Raw genomic sequence first — 16,726 nt, 5'->3', positions numbered from 1 at the left:
GGAGGCGCAATGCAGGATGTAGATCTGTCGCGGCGCTGGTTTCTGCGGCGGGGTAAGCCGGCGGGGCCGCAGCCCGTGCGCCCCCCCTGGGCGGAGACTGAGCATTTTACCGACCTTTGCACGCGGTGCGGCGCCTGCATCGCGGCCTGTGTTGACGGCGTGCTTGTCGCTGGGGACGGCGGCTTTCCGGAAGCCGTATTCGAGACTGGCGAATGCAGCTTCTGCGGGGATTGCGCCAACGCCTGCCCCGAACCGATCTTCGTCAGCCGTGCTCTCGACCCGTGGCAGATCGTGGCCAGTATCGGCGAGGCTTGTCTTGCTGCCGGCGGCACCTACTGCCGCAGTTGCGGCGATGCGTGCCCGGAGACGGCCATTGGATTCGAGGTCACTCTTGGCGGGCGGGCCAAGGCGCAGGTCGATGGAGAGGCATGCAGCGGGTGTGGCGCCTGTGTATCGGTCTGTCCCGTCGGCGCCGTGCGTGTCGCGCCGGCAGAAGAGGGGGCTGGTCATGGCCGATGAATTTCATATCGCCAGCCTGCTGGTGCAGCGCGAACCCGCAGTGGCGGAGCAGGTGCGCTCCAATATTGCAACAATTCCTGGAGCAGAGGTGCAGATCGAGGAAGGAGCCAAGGTCATCGTTACTGTTGAAGGCAACAGTGCCGGCGCCATCGCCGAGGCCCTGACCCAGATCCAGCTTCTGTCCGGCGTGATGTCAGCTGTCATGGTCTTTCACCACGAGGAGCGCGTGAAGGACGAAGGGGGAGATACGAACCATGCAGATCAACCACCCCGGCCTATCCCGGCGTGACTTTATCAAGAGCCAGGCCGTGGCTACGGCTGCTGTGGCCGCCGGCATCAGCCTTCCGGCGTCGGCGCAGGCGCCGCTCGCGGTTGGTGAGGCTGCACAACTGAAATGGTCCAAGGCGCCATGCCGGTTCTGTGGCACCGGCTGCGGCGTCATGGTGGGGGTGCGGGACAATCAGGTCGTAGCCACCCACGGCGATATGCAGGCCGAGGTGAACCGCGGCCTGAACTGCGTGAAGGGCTATTTCCTCTCCAAAATCATGTACGGGGCCGACCGTCTGACCACCCCGTTGATGCGGATGCGGGACGGCGCCTATAGCAAGGATGGTGAGTTCCAGCCTGTTAGCTGGGAGCAGGCCTTCGACGAGATGGCGCGCCAGTGGAAGCGGGTCCTGAAGGAAAAGGGCCCCAAGGCCGTCGGCATGTTCGGCAGCGGTCAGGCCACGATCTGGGAAGGCTATGCGCAATCCAAGCTGATGCGGGCGGGGTTCCGCAGCAACAATCTCGACCCGAACGCCCGCCACTGCATGGCCTCGGCCGCCGTCGGCTTCATCCGCACCTTCGGGATGGACGAACCGATGGGCTGCTACGACGATATCGAGACCACGGATGCCTTTGTGCTCTGGGGTTCGAACATGGCGGAGATGCACCCGATCCTCTGGACCCGCGTGACGGATCGGCGGCTGTCCACGCCCCATGTCAAGGTGGCCGTGCTCTCCACCTTCGAGCACCGCACCTTTGACCTGGCCGATATCCCCATGGTGTTCCATCCGGGAACCGACCTGGCGATCCTGAACTTCGTGGCCAACCACATCATCCAGACCGGCCGGGTCAACACGGAGTTCGTGAACAGCCACACCACCTTCCATGAGGGTGTCACCGACATCGGCTATGGGCTGCGGCCGGAGCACGAACTCGAAATGAAGGCCACGCATGCCCGTGACGCCGCGGACAGCAAGCCTTGCGATTTCAATCGTTTCGCCGAGCTGGTGAAGCCCTACACGTTGGAGTATACGGCCGAACTCACCGGTGTTCCGAAGGAGCGGCTGCTGGCCCTTGCCGAGCTCTATGCCGACCCGAAGACCAAGGTGGTCTCCTTCTGGACCATGGGCTTCAACCAGCATGTCCGCGGGGTCTGGTGCAACCACCTGGTTACCAACATCCACCTCTTGACCGGCAAGATCAGCCTGCCCGGCAACGGGCCCTTCTCCTTGACGGGGCAGCCATCCGCCTGCGGCACCGCGCGCGAGGTCGGCGTTTTCGCGCACCGGCTCCCGGCCGACATGGTGGTCACCAATCCCGAGCACCGGGGCACGGCGGAAAAGATCTGGAAGCTCCCGGCGGGGCTGCTCAACGGGGAGCCCGGCTATCATGCGGTCATGCAGGACCGTATGCTGAAGGACGGCAAGCTCAACGCCTATTGGGTGATGTGCAACAACAACCTGCAGGCAGCCCCCAATACGGAGCAGGAAACCTATCCCGGTTACCGGAACCCGGCGAACTTCATCGTGGTGACCGACGCCTATCCCACGGTGACGGCCATGGCGGCGGACCTCGTGCTGCCGGCCGCGATGTGGGTGGAGAAAGAAGGCGCTTACGGCAATGCCGAGCGGCGCACCCATTTCTGGCACCAGCTCGTGCGGGCTCCCGGGGAGGCGCGCTCGGACCTCTGGCAGCTGATGGAGTTTTCCAAGCGCTTCACCACGGACGAGGTCTGGCCGGCCGAGATTCTCGACGCAAATCCGGAGTACCGGGGCAAAACCCTTTATGAGGTCGTGTTCGCCAATGGCGAAACCAACAAGTACCCTGTCTCCGACATGGAGGCGGGCTACGAGAACCATGAAGCCCAGCATTTTGGTTTCTACGTGCAGAAGGGCTTGTTCGAGGAATATGCCGAGTTCGGCCGTCACCATGGCCATGATCTGGCGCCCTTCGACACCTACCACCAGGTTCGGGGTCTCCGCTGGCCCGTCGTGGACGGAAAGGAAACGCTTTGGCGCTACCGGGAGGGCTACGACCCCTATGTGCCCAAGGGCGAGGGGGTGCGGTTCTACGGCATGTCCGACGGCAAGGCGAAGATCATCAGCTATCCCTACGAGCCGCCCGCGGAGGCACCTGATCCGGAGTTCGACCTCTGGCTTGTGACGGGCCGGGTGCTTGAGCACTGGCATTCCGGGTCGATGACCATGCGGGTGCCCGAGCTCTACAAGGCGTTTCCCATGGCAGTGATCTTCATGCATCCCGACGATGCCAAGGCACGCGGGCTGCGCCGCGGGTCCGAGGTTGAGGTGGCGTCCCGGCGTGGCTTCATCCGCACCCGTGTGGAGACACGGGGCCGGAACCGCCCGCCCAGGGGCGTGGTCTTCGTGCCCTGGTTCGATAGCGCCAGACTGATCAACAAGGTCACGCTGGATGCCACTGACCCGATCAGCAAGCAGACCGACTTCAAGAAGTGTGCCGTCAAGGTCACTCCTGTGGCGGCTTAGGGGGGACCGGCCATGCGTGTTCACACCATTCTCGCCCTGCTGACAAGCGGGGCGGTCATGACGGCCGCTGCGCTGGCGACGGCTCAGGACAGCGAGGAGATACAATCGCCGTTCCGGCCGCCGGTGAACTTCACCGATGAACCAAAGGCGCCGCCGCTGCCCAAGGAGGTCACGGACGACCGGCGCCGTACCCGGAACTATCCGGAGCAGCCACCGGTCATCCCGCACAACATTGTTGGCTATCAGGTTACCCGGAACAACAACCAGTGTCTGACCTGCCATAGTCGGCAGTTCACGGAGCAGACGCAGGCGCCGATGATCAGCATCAGCCACTACCAGACCCGGGAGGGGCAGACCCTGGGCGCCGTGGCTCCGCGGCGGTACTTCTGCACCCAATGCCATGTGCCGCAGACGGATGCCAAGCCGATCGTGGAGAACCGCTTCAAGCCGTTCGATGCTCTGATCGAACCCTCGCCGGGTGGTGGTGGAGGTCATCCATGAAAATACCGGGTTTCCTGCTCCGCCCCTGGCAAATCATCTCGAAACCGGCAACCCAGCTGAGCCTTGGCTTTCTCACCCTGGGCGGCTTCGTTGCCGGCGTTATCTTCTGGGGCGGCTTCAACACGGCGCTCGAGGTGACCAACACGGAGCAGTTCTGCACCGGTTGCCACGAGATGCGGGACAATGTGTTTGAGGAGCTGAAGACCACCATCCACTTCAGCAACCGGTCAGGGGTGCGCGCAAGCTGCCCGGATTGCCATGTCCCGCACGAGTGGACGGACAAGATCGCCCGCAAGATGCAGGCCTCCAAGGAGGTCTGGGGCAAGATCTTCGGCACGATCAACACGCGCGACAAGTTCGAAGCCAAGCGGCGCGAGTTGGCCGAGCACGAATGGGCCCGTCTCAAGGCGAACGACAGCCTGGAATGCCGGAACTGCCACAGCGCCGAGTCCATGGACATCACCAGGCAAGGTGCGCGGGCCGCGCAGGTCCATGAAGCCTTCCTGTTTACGGGCGAGCGCACCTGCATCGACTGCCATAAGGGCATTGCGCACCGCCTTCCGGACATGCAGGGGGTGCCGCCGGGGTGGAGCGAGGCCGGAACCAGCGGCGGGATGAGTGCAGCCGGCTATTTCCCCACATCCAGCCCGTCCCCGGCCTTGGCAGACTGATGTCGGGCGGGAGCATGGAAGCGCTGGATCACGGCGACGGTGCCGCACGCTCCTGCTTGGCTCTGCCAGAGGACCTGCTCGGACGGCTTGTGCCCAGCCTTGTCCCCGTTTCCGAGGTGGAACTCGCGGATCTCCGCGCCGCCCGGGGGCGGGTCCTGGCCACGGATTTGGTTGCCGCCCGGCCCGTCCCGGACTTCGCCCGATCCGCTGTTGACGGCTATGCCCTGCGGGCAGAGGATTTGGCGGGGAAGGATGCGCCGGTCCTTGTCTTGCGCGGGCGGGTTGCCGCCGGGGACAGCGGGCTAGAAGCGGCGCCCGGACCGGGCGCCGTGCGGATTTTCACCGGTGCGCCGCTGCCGCCCGGTTGCGACCGGGTGGCAATGCAGGAGGATTGCCTGGAGAGCGCCGGGCATATCGTCGTCCGGCACCTGCCGGCACCAGGCGCCAATGTCCGCCTCCCGGGCGACGACCTGGCAGCGGGGACGATGGCAGTCAGGGCTGGAACGCAGCTGGATCCGCGGCATCTCGCGGCGGCGGCAACACTGGGCCTGGCGCGGGTACCGGTCCGGCGGCGGCTGCGTGTCGCGGTGCTCTCCACCGGCTCAGAGCTGGTCGAGCCTGGCCTGCCGCTCACTCCAGGCACCATCCATAATTCCAACCGCTTTCTGATCACCGGTATATTGGAAGCGGCCGGTTTCGAGGTTCTGATCCTGCCGACGGCGGCGGACGATCCTGCCACTGTTCGTGCCGCGCTGCTCCAGGCGACGGATTGCGACGCCCTGGTGAGTTCCGGCGGCATGTCAGTTGGAGAAGAGGATCACCTGCGCCCGGCGCTAACCGATATCGGCGGACGCATCGACCAGTGGCGGCTTGCCATTAAGCCAGGAAAGCCGGTCGCAGTGGGGCGGCTACCAGGTCAAGCGCGGAACGGCGCACTGTTCTTGGGCCTGCCGGGAAACCCGAATGCGGTGCTGGTGACATTGATGATTTTGGCCCTGCCGCTGTTGCGTGTCCTCTCCGGCCAACCTTACCGGCCGCTCGGCACACGGCCCGTACGTGCGGCACACAGCTTTGTCCACAAGAAGGGACGTCGTGAGTATGTACCGGTCATGCTGAACCCTGGCCCGGACGGCATCGCCGTGGCGCGGCGGCTTGGACATGGTGGCTCGGGCCAGCAATCCGCGATGGTCGGCGCTGATGCATTGATGATCATACCAGACAAGTGCGCCGACACCGCCGCGGGGGACCTGTTCGACGCTATCACGCTCAACCTATCATGAAGGTCCAACTCCGTGGCTGGCGATCGACAGCCAAGACTGCAGGCGCGTCCCGACGATCATCAGCTATCTCTCTGAGCGTCCTTATTGAAAGCAGCTTCAAGGGCGTGAGGTGACTCACAGTCTCGGCTGCCCGCCAAGGCGGAACGTCATGGCTTCGAGCTGGCCAGGCATGTACGCGGCGGGCAGAAGCCGGCTTCCTGACCATTGCCCCAGCAGTTTCGCAGTGTGTCGTGCTGGCAGGCGGCGAGAGGACGACCAGGCACGTCGGTCCGCGCCCCGCGCCGGGGCAGGTCCCGCTCCGGCAGGGCCATGCTCACCGATGGTGGGTGCGCGAGCCCAAAGATATATGGCTGCCTTTGACCTGGATCAGCGTCCGCCTGGCACGCAGGGCCGATAATCAGCCCCGCAAGCCAGGAGGGTATCATGTCGGCACGTGCTCAGATCGGGATTGAGAACGAGGACGGAAGCGTCACCTACGTTTACTGCAACCTTGAAGGCAACCCGGCGCGCCTCGGCAAGGTGCTCGAAGAGGCCTGGAGCAATCGTACAGCCCTTGGCAAACTGCTGGCCATGGGATGCCTTGCCCGGATCGGTCCGGATCTGGGGGTGGCGCACCCGCCACTCCACCATGCCTATCCCGGTATCAGGGAATGGATGGGCCGTTATGGCGACATGTGCGAGTTCTATCATCGCGATTGGTACGATGGATGGAGCCGCCAGGATGGCCCCTGGACGGCTGACAGCATCGAGGCTTTCGCCAGCGGCATGTCCAACAAGGCTGAGATCGGGGCAAGCTATGTGCTGCGCAGGACGGGTCAATGGCACTTCATCCGCAAGGCGGCCGCTGGCGCCAGGGAATCAGTACCCGTCGACATGCTGAAACCGCTCGCACCGGCCGCCCTCAATGTGAACACCGGGCCAGCCGTGTCGGCGGGCACCTGACGGGCTTGCGGGTTTCTCATTGTTCCATTTCAGCAAATGTTCCAGGACATGCGCACTCCTATCAAGCTCATCATCAGAGACGGCGACTATGCAGCGGCGCTCCTCCTTTATGGGTTTCTGGATGTGAAAGGCGTCCTTCTCGAGTTGAGACGCCTCGCGACCAGGGGCTCCGGGTCGCTTGTCCTGGAAAGCCTTGCCGCCCGATGCCTCCAGAGCGGTCGCCGCTTCCAGCCAGCGGCGCCCTTGCTGGACGGGCAGCCACCATCCATAACGACAGTGGATGCTGAGGTGGATCCGGCATTGCCGGGCGTCATATTCGCACAGGTCTTCAGGCGGGATGAAGACGGACGCTTGATCCCAGCCTGTACGGGCACAGTTGAGGGCATATTGGAGCAGTCTGGCTTCAAGACCGTGAACCGTCAAGCTGGCCGAACTTCAGGCCCTATTGCCGTACCGTCTCGTGGCTGACATGAATGCCACGGACCGCCAGCATCTCCTCCACCATGCGTAGGCTCAGGGGAAAGCGGAAATACAGCCAGACAGCATGGTGGATGATCGCGGGCGGGAACCGATGGCCAGTATAGCTGGGCAAGGTCGATCTCATCATGGCCCGTCTAAACAGCTGCCTCAGCGCGCCGGTCACCGCCAACTTGACAATCCCATTCCGCGCTCGGAGAGCTACAGTCAGTCAGTCAGGTCTACAGTGAAAGACCAAACAGCAGAAGTACAATGGGGATCGTTACGAAGCAGAGAACAGTTTGGAAAGCCACAATACCGGCCATCAATTCTGCGTCGCCACCTAAGCGGCGCGCCAGAACATAGGAAGAGGAGGCCGTCGGCACGGCCTGAAACAGCACCGCCACAGCCGCTGTAGACGTATCGAGACCCAGCCAAAAGCAAGCCAATGCGGTTGCAAAAGGCATGATGACAAACTTAAAAAATGACGCACTGAGCGTGGACCGAAGACCGGTGCCCAGGATCTCCCAGTTCAGCGCAGCCCCGACACAGAGCAGGCCCAAAGGCAGGGAGGCATGACCCAGTGCCTTGAAGGTGCTTTCAAGACCGGGCGGTAATCCAGCAACACTGACCTGAAGAAGGATACCGGTAGTGCAGGCCACGATCAATGGGTTGGAGGCGATATCCCGCAACACTCTAAGCGTGATCGAGATGAACCCTTGTTCGGCCGTTTGCGAACGGGCCGAGCCGTAACGGGACAAAACAAGAACTGATAACACATTCACGGTTGGTACGATTGCGGCCGTGGCAACGGCAGCAAGGGCAATGGCGGGCTGGCCGTAGAGACCAACTGCAGCGGAGATCGCGACGAAGTTATTGAATCGAATGGCACCTTGAAAGACAGAGGTGAAGGCTGGACCATTCGCGGCCAAAAAGCGGTTCAGAAGAATTAAAAGAAGTGAAACAAGGATAATAGGGATCAGCAAGGCACTGACGAGACCAGAGACGGATATGCCGGTGAGATCAGCGGTAGCCAGGCCATGCAGAAACAGGGCTGGCATTAGCACAGTATAGCAGAGACGCTCGGCTTGGGGCCAGAAGGCATCGGGCAGGAAGCTGCGTCTGCGCATGGCATGGCCGAGTGCGATCAGCAGAAAGATTGGGAAGAGCGCGAAGAAGATGGGGCCGATCACGAGCGCGGCACTCCTTGTGTCCAGACGCAAAAAGGGCCGGTGCGCCGCTCAGCATACCGGCCCTCTGCTTTATCAGCCGGTTACCGGCATCTCAATGTGCCGGTTTACCATTCCGGAGCGGGACGGGTCGTGTTCGGCCTTGTTCATACCGGCGGTCTCGACACGTCGCTTCTTCATCTGGCCATACATCAGCAGGCCGAACGCCGCGAGGCCCAGCGCCAGGACTGGATATTCCCACATATGGGACTGATCCTGCCGAAGCACGACAAAGCCAAGCACGCACAGGGTGGAGGCGATGCTGAGCAGCCGCTCGCGGAGCGAGAACATGGTGAGGGCGCAGTTGAAGATCGACATGGTCAAGGTGGTGATGCCGATCGGCACGGCGATCAAGGCGAAGATGCCGTAGGTCCAGTCGGTGGGCGCTAGCACCAGAACCGGGTTGTAAACCACGAGGAAGGGAATGATGAAGCCGGCAATGGCGATGATAAAGGCCCAGATCGAGGTCTTCATATAGCTGGCGCCGGCAATACTGGCACCTGCCAAGGACGCGAGCGCCACAGGTGGTGTCACGGCGGAGACCACCGCGAAGTAGAAGGCGAAGAAATGCGCGCTGAGCGGTGTCACGCCCATCTGGATCAGAACCGGAACCACGACAATGGCCACCAGCGCATAAGCGGCACTGGTCGGGATGCCGAGACCGAGGACGAGCGACACGCACATGGTGATGAGCAGGGCGATGATCAGGCTGCCGCCCGCCAGCATTTCGACGATTCCGGCCACCTTGGTGCCCATTCCCGTCGTGATCAGGGCCTGAGCCATCATGCCGACACAAGCCAGTGCGATGCCGATCTGCGCGCCGATCACAGCACCGCGCGTCAGGCAGCGACCGAGTTCGGCAAAGGAGGGGCGGGTCTCGGAGGTGGAATAGCTGAGCGCAACGCCGACGATGATGGCCCAGAAAGCGGCGAGATTTGCCGAATACTGCATGAGCAGCATGACGACGAGCAGACCCACCGGGATCACGAACAGGGGTAAGCGCTTGGCGATCAGCTTCTTATTCACATCAATCACCGGACACTCGATCTTGGCGCGGACCGCGATCAGCTGAACGCTGAGCATGCAGCACCAGAAATAGAGCAGGGCCGGGACCAGCGAGGCAACCATGATGCTGGAGTAAGAGACGCCCAGGAAAGAGGCCATCAGAAAGGCGGCAGCTCCCATGACGGGCGGCATCAGCTGACCGCCGGTCGAGGCTGTAGCCTCGATGGCACCCGCGATATGCGGCTGGAACCCGCACTTCTTCATATAGGGGATGGTAAAGGCACCGGTGATGGCAACATTGGCCACGGCTGCCCCGGTCACAGTTCCCACCATGGCGCTCGAGACCACGGCCGTCTGGCCCGCCCCACCGCGCAAATAGCGTCCGGCAATCTTCCCTAGCTCGGTGAACAGCTCGTTTACCCTCAGGAGTTCAAGCAGGGCACCAAACACGACGAACAGGAAAACGTAATTGGCCGAGATCGACAGGAAGCTGCCATAGATCCCGGTCAGGCCGACGCTGAGATAGGAGATCACATATTCGAAGCTGAAGGGGCGGTGATAGAAGGGTTCCGGCAGGTGATGGCCCAAAAAGAAGTATCCAATAAAGATGGATACGACGATGGGCATCACGATGCCCCAAGCTTGCCGGGTGCCCTCCAAAACCACAAGGATCAGGAGAACGCCGATCAGAACATCTGATGTCTCGGGAAATCCAAGAACCATCTCCAAATGGGAGAGGTTCATTAAGATATAACCTGTCGCCACAAGACCGGCAACGAGCACAGCCGCCATGGGAATGCGCGCCGCCCAGAATTTGGCGAGATTCATGCCATTAAGAAAAATGAGCCCGATAACGAACATCAGATGGATGGTTTGATGTTCAAATGAGCCCACCATCAGGACTTGCGTGATCAGCATATGGTAACCGACAGCAGCTAGTCCGACCACAAGAACAAGCCTGTCTAAGATCTTCGTAACGTCCATCGGTAGATCTTTCGGCTAGGGCTGGCGCCGGTGAAAGCGCCTTGCCATGGTTACCCAACCGGCTTGGCGGTGCAGGGATGCACCGCCAAGCCGTAGAAGCTGGATTACTTGATCAGACCGGCTTCCTTGTAGGCACGCAGAGCACCGGGATGAAACTCCTCCGGCTTCCAGCCATAGGTTAGGGCCTCCGGCGACATCAGCTTGCCGAGGGCATGATACTTGCTGAACTTGTCGACATTCTCGATGATCAGCTTGGTGATTTCGTAGGCAGCCTCTTCCGGAAACTCATCGGACACGGTCCAGGAAATCGTGTCGGCAAAGCCTTCAAGATCCTGTCCGGTCGGCAGCGCCTTGCCCGGAATGGTGATCGGGGCCATCGGCATGCCAGCGGTGTCGGTCTTGATTACGGCCTCCTCACCCCATTCCAGGAAGTGGGCCCGCCCGCCTGCACCGGCAACGAACTCCGTGGTTTGCGGCGACAGCTCCATCTGCTGGCTGAGCGGATCGAAATAGCCGCCGACCACAGCAGCATCAACCTGGCCGTCCAGCAGGGCCGTTACGGCCTCCTGCGTGCCGAGGAACTGGATATTCACATCCTTGCCGAGCCCCCAGCCCACCCGGAGCAGCTTTTCGGGCTGTAAGGTCCAATTGATCTGGGTGGGACGGCCAAGCGCGACACGCTTGCCTTTCAGGTCGGCAACGGTCTTGATATTGGGATCGAGCGTTGCGAGGAAGTTGCTGCCGAGATTGTAATTGGCCAGCGCCTTCACAGGCGGCAGCTTCTCCTTGAAGGGAGGCTCGCCGCGCACGGCCAAGGCGCTGATGGCACGGCCGGACCCGATGATCATGGTCTTGCGCTTCTCAGGCTCCTTTTGCAGGAGCATGTGATTGAAGGCAAAGCCAGGGCTCTCGCTGTGGCTGATCCGGATCGTGGGATGATTGGCGGCAACGATCTGCTCGAGAGCGGAGCCAAGCACATAAGAGCCACTGCCGAAGGGGGCAGACATCAGGCTGTAGTTCTCAGCCTGTGCCGCCTGCAGGCCAGCGGCCTGTATGCCCAGCGTGAGCAGACCGGCGGTAATAACCGACTTCATCGTGTAGCCCATTTGGTTTCCTCCCAGATTGTTCGTTTGTGCTTATTGCTCAGCAGGTTCCGCATGCAGTCCCGCTAAATCCCATGCTTAATGTAAGAGCTTGGGCCTCTTCGCCTTATCAGTCCAATCGATATCCTTTATTCTCTCTATGTGTTAGGCAAATAATACATGTGGCGGTGCAACAAATTCAGGGCCGCCAATATCCAGAGACTTCGCTAAAACGCGGCGGCACTCTGTGAAAATGCTTTGAAAAATGGAACTGCCGCACCTGCACCAGAGATCTACCGCAGTGCAAGGTCGAGAGGGGACATTTTCTGTAGATTATCCAATCTGCCGATATCCAACCTGGAAAATCCTAGGATCATCGGCACCATCGGTGCCATCGGCCGATTCAGATGCTCAACATTGCCCGAGACCTTCACCAGCCCGGAGGCTTTACAGTTCGAATGCTGAGCGCGAGTCCTGCAGGCGGCTGTTTCCACGCGGTGGCCAGAGGCTGGAAAGCAAAAGCCCTGGCTTGCTTGCGGCTGGCCAGGGCTTTGCAGGATCGGCTGTCACCGACCTGAGGCCGGATTAGGCCGTGATGAGATGGGGCGGAGTTGATGCCGGTGGAGCAGATGCGTCGGCTGAACTTTTCAACACCACCAGCACATCCACGGAAATAGCGCCTTTGGCGGAGACCATCACCGGATTGAGGTCCAGCTCGTCGATCCGGCCTTCCAAGGCATTGCCGAGTTCCGAGACCCGGCAGACCATGTCCACCAAAGCCTTGCGGTTCACCGCCGGGCGGCCGCGCACCTCGCCGAACAGGGCGGCGCCGAGCAAACTGTCCAGCATCGAATCCGCCTCGCGAGGGGTCAGCGGGCATTTGCGGAAGGCAACGTCTTTCAGGATCTCAACCAGCACGCCGCCGAGCCCTGCCATGATCACGGTGCCGAAGATGGGATCGTCCTTCAGGCCGATCACCACTTCGACATCGCCCTTCAGCATGGGCTGAACAACAACCCCGTCCAGCCGGGCCTGCGGGCGCTTCTTGGCAACGCCGCTCATCAACGCCTCGAAGGCTTTCTGCACATCGGCTTCGGTCTTCAATCCCAAGCGGACACCGTCAACTTCGGTCTTGTGCAGGATGTCCGCAGATTCGATCTTCATGACCACCGGAAAGCCCAGCGCCTCGGCGGCTTCCACGGCTTCTGCCGCCGTCGTGGCAAGCTTCGCGGGCGCCATGGGCACGCCGGCGGATTGGAGCAGGCCGGTCGCCGCCACCGTGGGCACTGGGCCGGACAGAGCAGGAAGGCTGATTGGCGTTGGCGCATAGGCGGCGCGCTTGGCCAGGTCGGCGAGCCAGGCCCGGCGCATCTCGGCAAAACGGATCAGTCCGGCCACCGCATCAACAGCCGGTTCGGCCCCGCGCAGAACGGCGATGCCGCGCTCGTGCAAACCTTTGACGGCGGCGGGAGGGGCTACGACCCAGGCCACCACGAATGGCTTGCTAGATGAGGCCTTGATCTTGTCGAAGATGGCCAGAAGCGTGTCCACATGGGCATCCATCAGCTGCAGCCAGACAATGCCGACATGCACATTCGGATCCTCCAACATGTGGATGACGCTGTCGCTGAGCACGCTGGGTTGGGCCACGAACTGTCCGGTAACATCCACCGGGTTCGAGGTTGTTCCGAAGCCGGGAATGCAGGCCTGGATCTTGGACTGCGTGAAATCGTCGAGCCGGGGCACGTCCAGCTGCAACTCTTCGGCCCGGTCGGCCATGAGCACGCCCGCCCCGCCGGACTGGGTTGCAATGCCGATGCCGTTGCCGTCCGGCAACCCGCAGAAGGAGAGAACCTCGACGAGGTCGAGCATGTGCTCCTCATTGCGGGCCCGGAGGATACCTTTCTGAAGAACCACCCCGTCGAAGACAGCATCCTCGCCCGCCAGGGAGCCGGTATGGGAGGCGGCGGCACGGGCACCGGCACCGGTGCGACCAACCTTGGTGAGCACCAGGGGCTTGCCGAGTTCCATGGCCCGATCCGCCAGAGCGCAGAGGCCGCGCCCATCCTTCAGGCCCTCAATATAACCAGCACCGACACGGATGCGATCATCCTCAATCACCTCCGCCATGGCATCGACAAAGGTCACATCCGCTTCATTGCCGGTATTCACAAAATAGCCGAGCCCCAGACCGCGATTGCGGGCCAGCGCCGAGATCGCCGTGCCGAAGGCGCCGGACTGCGAGACGAAGGCGACGGGACCAGGAGGAACATCGCCATCCACATACTGGCTGAATGTCGCGATCACCCGCTCGAAGGCATTGAACATGCCAAGGCAATTCGGGCCGCAGAGCCGCACACCGGCTGCCTGGGCCGCCGCGCGCAGCTCAGCCTCCAGCGCGCGGCCCTCTTCGCCCATCTCGGCAAAGCCGGAGGCAAAAACCACGGCCGCCGGAACCTTTCTGCGCCCTAAAGCCCGCACGGCGTCGATCACGCCGTTGGCGGGCAGCACAATAATGGCGAGATCGACGCCGTCCGGCAGGGCATCGATGTTCGGTACGGTGGGAAGTCCGCCGATCTCCGAAACGTTGGGATTGACCGGGTAGATCTTGCCCTTATAGCCCTTATCAAGCAGGTGCTTGACCGGACGGCCGCTGACCTTGCGGAAGTCGGACGATGCACCAACAACGGCGACTGACCGGGGCTTTACGAGTGGTTGTAAATTTCTTTTCATATTGTTCCTCCCTGTTTTTATATGTGTCCGCCAATCCTTAGCGGAAAGCCTGAATTCCGGTCTGCGCACGTCCAAGCACAAGGGCGTGGATGTCGTGCGTGCCTTCAAGGGTATTCACGGTTTCGAGATTCATCACATGACGGATCACATGGAATTCATCCGAGATGCCGTTGGCGCCGTGCATGTCGCGCGCCGTCCTGGCGATCTCCAGGGCTTTGCCGGCGCAATTCCGCTTCAAGAGCGACAGCATCTCCGGTGCAGCCTGCTTGCGATCACGCAGGCGGCTGAGATGCAGGCAGCCCAAGAGGCCAAGCGTGATTTCGGTCTGCATGTCGGCCAGCTTCTTCTGGACCAGCTGGTTGGCCGCGAGCGGGCGACCGAACTGCTTGCGCTCCAGAACATAAGAGCGCGCCGCTTGCCAGCAGAATTCAGCGGCCCCCATGGACCCCCAGCAAATGCCGAAACGGGCATTGTTGAGGCAGCCGAACGGGGCGGAAAGTCCGCTGGCATAGGGCAGGCGGTTGTCATCGGGCACGAAGACATCGTCCATGACGATCTCGCCGGTCACCGATGCGCGCACCGAAAATTTCCCGTGGATCTTCGGTGTCGAGAGGCCCTGCATGCCGCGTTCCAGGATGAAGCCGCCGATTTTACCGTCATCATCCTTGGCCCACACCACCATCACATCGGCAATGGGGGAATGGGTGATCCAGATCTTGTTGCCGGTAAGGCGGTACCCGCCAGGAACCTTGCGGGCCCGGCTCTTCATGCTGCCAGGGTCGGACCCGTGGTCGGGCTCGGTCAGGCCGAAGCAGCCGAGCAGCTCGCCCGTTGCCATCTTGGCTAGATATTTGCGGCGGTGCTCCTCGCTGCCATAGGCGTAGATCGGGGTCATGGCGAGAGTGGTCTGAACGCCGCAGGCCGAGCGGAAGGCAGTATCCACCCGCTCCAGCTCGCGCATGATCAGACCATAGGAGACATAACTAATGCCGGCACAGCCATATCCGTCGATGGGGGCGCCCAAGAATCCCAACTCGCCCATTTCCCGCATGATCGCAGGATCAAAGGATTCTGTTCGGTTGGCCTCCACGATGCGGGGCATCAAGGAGGTCTGAGCATACCGCCGGGCACTGTCCCGGATCATGCGCTCATCATCATCGAGGTGATCGTCGAGACGGAAGGGATCGTCCCATTGGAAGGTTGCTCCGAGATTGGTGAAATCGGAGCGGTCCTCGGAAACCTCTCGCTCCAGTACGTTTGTGATGCTCATAATGTTTTTCTCCGGCCGGCCGCTATGGGATGGTTCAGACGCGCTCAATGACGACGGCGATCCCTTGGCCGACACCGATGCACATGGACACGAGCCCGTACCGACCGCCGCTCTGCTCCAGCTGCCGGGCCGCGGTGAGGAAGAGGCGAGGACCGGAGGCTCCAAGGGGATGACCCAGGGCGATCGAGCCGCCATTCGGATTGATACGGCTGTCGTCGAAGTCGATGTCGAGGCCGCGGAGGCACGCCAATACCTGGGCAGCGAAGGCCTCGTTGATCTCGATGACATCCATGTCCTTAACGGTCAGACCGGCGCGGTCCAGCGCCTTCTTGGAGGCCGGCACAGGCCCAAAGCCCATGATGCGCGGCTCCACACCGGCCACGGCAGAGGAGAGGATTCGCACCTTGGGGGCCTTGCCGAGCCGTTCGCCGGCTTCCCGACCGCCGACGATCAGGGCCACGGCACCATCATTGATGCCGGACGAGCTGCCGGCTGTGGTGACGCCGCCCTCGTGCAGAGGCTTTAACTTGGCGAGCGCCTCCATGGTGGTGGGACGCGGGTTCTCGTCCTTGTCTACCCGGATCGGGTCGCCGCGACGCTGCGGCACATGCACCGGCGCGATCTCGCCATCAAAGAAACCGCTGGCGGCGGCACGGGCATAATTCTCCTGGGAGCGCAGCGCAAAGCGGTCGGACTCTTCCCGCGTGATCTGATATTCGCGGGCCAGATTGTCAGCGGTTTGCGGCATGGTGTCCGAGCCGAACTGCTTTTCGATCTGCTTGTTCGGGAAGCGTGCCCCAACGCTGGAATCGAAAATCTGGATGTTGCGGCTGAAGGCGGCATCGGCCTTGCTCATGACGAACGCGGCCCGGCTCATGCTTTCCACACCGCCGCTGAGCATCAAGTCGCCTTCCCCGGCTGTAATGGCCTGGGCCGCCGTTGCGATCGCGCCGAGACCGCTGCCGCAATTGCGCTGGATCACGGTGCCGCCAATCTCGACCGGCAGGCCGGCGACGAGACTGGCATGGCGTGCAACACAGCGGCTGTCCTCGCCGGCTTGGTTGGCGCAGCCCACCACTACATCTTCGAGATGTTCGGTGGCAGCCGGATTGCGATCGATCAGCGCGCGGATGGTGGCGCCCAAGAGGTCGTCGGGGCGGATCGAGGATAGGCTGCCGGCATGCTTGCCGAAAGGAGTCCGCACACCATCATAAAGATAAGCATTGAGCATGATGTATTTCCTTTTTTAGTCGGATTTCGAGATGAAAGGTGCTTGATCTCGT

13 protein-coding genes and 1 pseudogene are annotated in these 16,726 nt (G+C 61.9%); 7 read left to right on the top strand and 7 right to left on the bottom strand.

Annotated elements, in window-relative coordinates; translation table 11 throughout:
• Positions 1-9 precede the first annotated feature (9 nt).
• The 7 genes from napF to DOL89_RS21440 all read left to right on the top strand — a co-directional run bounded on the left by napF (position 10) and on the right by DOL89_RS21440 (position 6,684).
• Positions 10-519: a ferredoxin-type protein NapF gene (gene napF / locus DOL89_RS21470; RefSeq protein WP_119681438.1), complete on the top strand. Its 510-nt coding sequence runs from the start codon at positions 10-12 to the stop codon at positions 517-519.
• Positions 509-808, top strand: a complete 300-nt coding sequence (locus DOL89_RS21465) for a chaperone NapD (RefSeq protein WP_119681437.1) — start codon at positions 509-511, stop codon at positions 806-808. Before napF ends, DOL89_RS21465 begins: the two co-directional genes overlap by 11 nt.
• The gene (gene napA, locus DOL89_RS21460) at positions 774-3,290 is read left to right on the top strand and encodes a nitrate reductase catalytic subunit NapA (RefSeq protein ID WP_119681436.1); all 2,517 of its coding nucleotides are present in this window, start codon (positions 774-776) and stop codon (positions 3,288-3,290) included. Before DOL89_RS21465 ends, napA begins: the two co-directional genes overlap by 35 nt.
• A 12-nt stretch (positions 3,291-3,302) precedes the next feature.
• Positions 3,303-3,791, top strand: coding sequence for a nitrate reductase cytochrome c-type subunit (locus tag DOL89_RS21455; RefSeq protein WP_119681435.1), 489 nt, complete (start codon positions 3,303-3,305; stop codon positions 3,789-3,791).
• The gene (locus DOL89_RS21450) at positions 3,788-4,462 is read left to right on the top strand and encodes a NapC/NirT family cytochrome c (protein WP_119681434.1); all 675 of its coding nucleotides are present in this window, start codon (positions 3,788-3,790) and stop codon (positions 4,460-4,462) included. The genes DOL89_RS21455 and DOL89_RS21450 overlap by 4 nt, the downstream gene beginning before the upstream one ends.
• Before the next feature lie 14 nt (positions 4,463-4,476).
• Entirely contained in the window at positions 4,477-5,742 is a 1,266-nt protein-coding gene (locus DOL89_RS21445; RefSeq protein ID WP_162937767.1) for a molybdopterin molybdotransferase MoeA, read from the top strand.
• 423 nt (positions 5,743-6,165) lie between these two features.
• Positions 6,166-6,684 carry a hypothetical protein gene (locus DOL89_RS21440; RefSeq protein WP_119681432.1) on the top strand — a complete coding sequence of 173 codons (519 nt, stop codon included), beginning with the start codon at positions 6,166-6,168 and terminating at the stop codon, positions 6,682-6,684.
• Positions 6,685-7,129: 445 nt separating this feature from the next.
• Here DOL89_RS21440 and DOL89_RS21435 read toward each other — a convergent pair.
• From DOL89_RS21435 to DOL89_RS21405, 7 genes and pseudogenes are all read right to left on the bottom strand, one after another.
• Positions 7,130-7,291, bottom strand: a pseudogene (locus tag DOL89_RS21435) (IS6 family transposase); the annotation flags it as partial.
• Positions 7,292-7,382: 91 nt separating this feature from the next.
• Positions 7,383-8,333: an AEC family transporter gene (locus DOL89_RS21430; protein WP_119681431.1), complete on the bottom strand. Its 951-nt coding sequence runs from the start codon at positions 8,331-8,333 to the stop codon at positions 7,383-7,385.
• A 72-nt stretch (positions 8,334-8,405) separates the two neighbouring features.
• Positions 8,406-10,358: a TRAP transporter permease gene (locus DOL89_RS21425; RefSeq protein WP_119681430.1), complete on the bottom strand. Its 1,953-nt coding sequence runs from the start codon at positions 10,356-10,358 to the stop codon at positions 8,406-8,408.
• Positions 10,359-10,462: 104 nt separating this feature from the next.
• Entirely contained in the window at positions 10,463-11,464 is a 1,002-nt protein-coding gene (locus tag DOL89_RS21420; RefSeq protein ID WP_119681429.1) for a TAXI family TRAP transporter solute-binding subunit, read from the bottom strand.
• A 561-nt stretch (positions 11,465-12,025) separates the two neighbouring features.
• Complete coding sequence (locus tag DOL89_RS21415) at positions 12,026-14,173, bottom strand: acetate--CoA ligase family protein (RefSeq protein ID WP_119681428.1); 2,148 nt, start codon at positions 14,171-14,173, stop codon at positions 12,026-12,028.
• Positions 14,174-14,210: 37 nt separating this feature from the next.
• Positions 14,211-15,491 carry an acyl-CoA dehydrogenase gene (locus DOL89_RS21410; RefSeq protein ID WP_225890077.1) on the bottom strand — a complete coding sequence of 427 codons (1,281 nt, stop codon included), beginning with the start codon at positions 15,489-15,491 and terminating at the stop codon, positions 14,211-14,213.
• Positions 15,478-16,674, bottom strand: coding sequence for an acetyl-CoA C-acyltransferase (locus DOL89_RS21405; protein WP_119681426.1), 1,197 nt, complete (start codon positions 16,672-16,674; stop codon positions 15,478-15,480). The genes DOL89_RS21410 and DOL89_RS21405 overlap by 14 nt, the downstream gene beginning before the upstream one ends.
• Between the last annotated feature and the right edge of the window lie 52 nt (positions 16,675-16,726).

The sequence above is a fragment of the Indioceanicola profundi genome, assembly GCF_003568845.1.
In the GTDB taxonomy this organism is placed as follows: domain Bacteria; phylum Pseudomonadota; class Alphaproteobacteria; order Azospirillales; family Azospirillaceae; genus Indioceanicola; species Indioceanicola profundi.
This window is presented reverse-complemented; position numbering and strand designations above follow the sequence as displayed.

Coding starts and splice junctions, on each gene's coding strand:
- napF (WP_119681438.1), top strand. CDS start 10: ATGCAGGATGTAGATCTGTCGCGGCGCTGGTTTCTGCGGCGGGGTAAG.
- DOL89_RS21465 (WP_119681437.1), top strand. CDS start 509: ATGGCCGATGAATTTCATATCGCCAGCCTGCTGGTGCAGCGCGAACCC.
- napA (WP_119681436.1), top strand. CDS start 774: ATGCAGATCAACCACCCCGGCCTATCCCGGCGTGACTTTATCAAGAGC.
- DOL89_RS21455 (WP_119681435.1), top strand. CDS start 3,303: ATGCGTGTTCACACCATTCTCGCCCTGCTGACAAGCGGGGCGGTCATG.
- DOL89_RS21450 (WP_119681434.1), top strand. CDS start 3,788: ATGAAAATACCGGGTTTCCTGCTCCGCCCCTGGCAAATCATCTCGAAA.
- DOL89_RS21445 (WP_162937767.1), top strand. CDS start 4,477: ATGGAAGCGCTGGATCACGGCGACGGTGCCGCACGCTCCTGCTTGGCT.
- DOL89_RS21440 (WP_119681432.1), top strand. CDS start 6,166: ATGTCGGCACGTGCTCAGATCGGGATTGAGAACGAGGACGGAAGCGTC.
- DOL89_RS21425 (WP_119681430.1), bottom strand. CDS start 10,358: ATGGACGTTACGAAGATCTTAGACAGGCTTGTTCTTGTGGTCGGACTA.
- DOL89_RS21420 (WP_119681429.1), bottom strand. CDS start 11,464: ATGGGCTACACGATGAAGTCGGTTATTACCGCCGGTCTGCTCACGCTG.
- DOL89_RS21415 (WP_119681428.1), bottom strand. CDS start 14,173: ATGAAAAGAAATTTACAACCACTCGTAAAGCCCCGGTCAGTCGCCGTT.
- DOL89_RS21405 (WP_119681426.1), bottom strand. CDS start 16,674: ATGCTCAATGCTTATCTTTATGATGGTGTGCGGACTCCTTTCGGCAAG.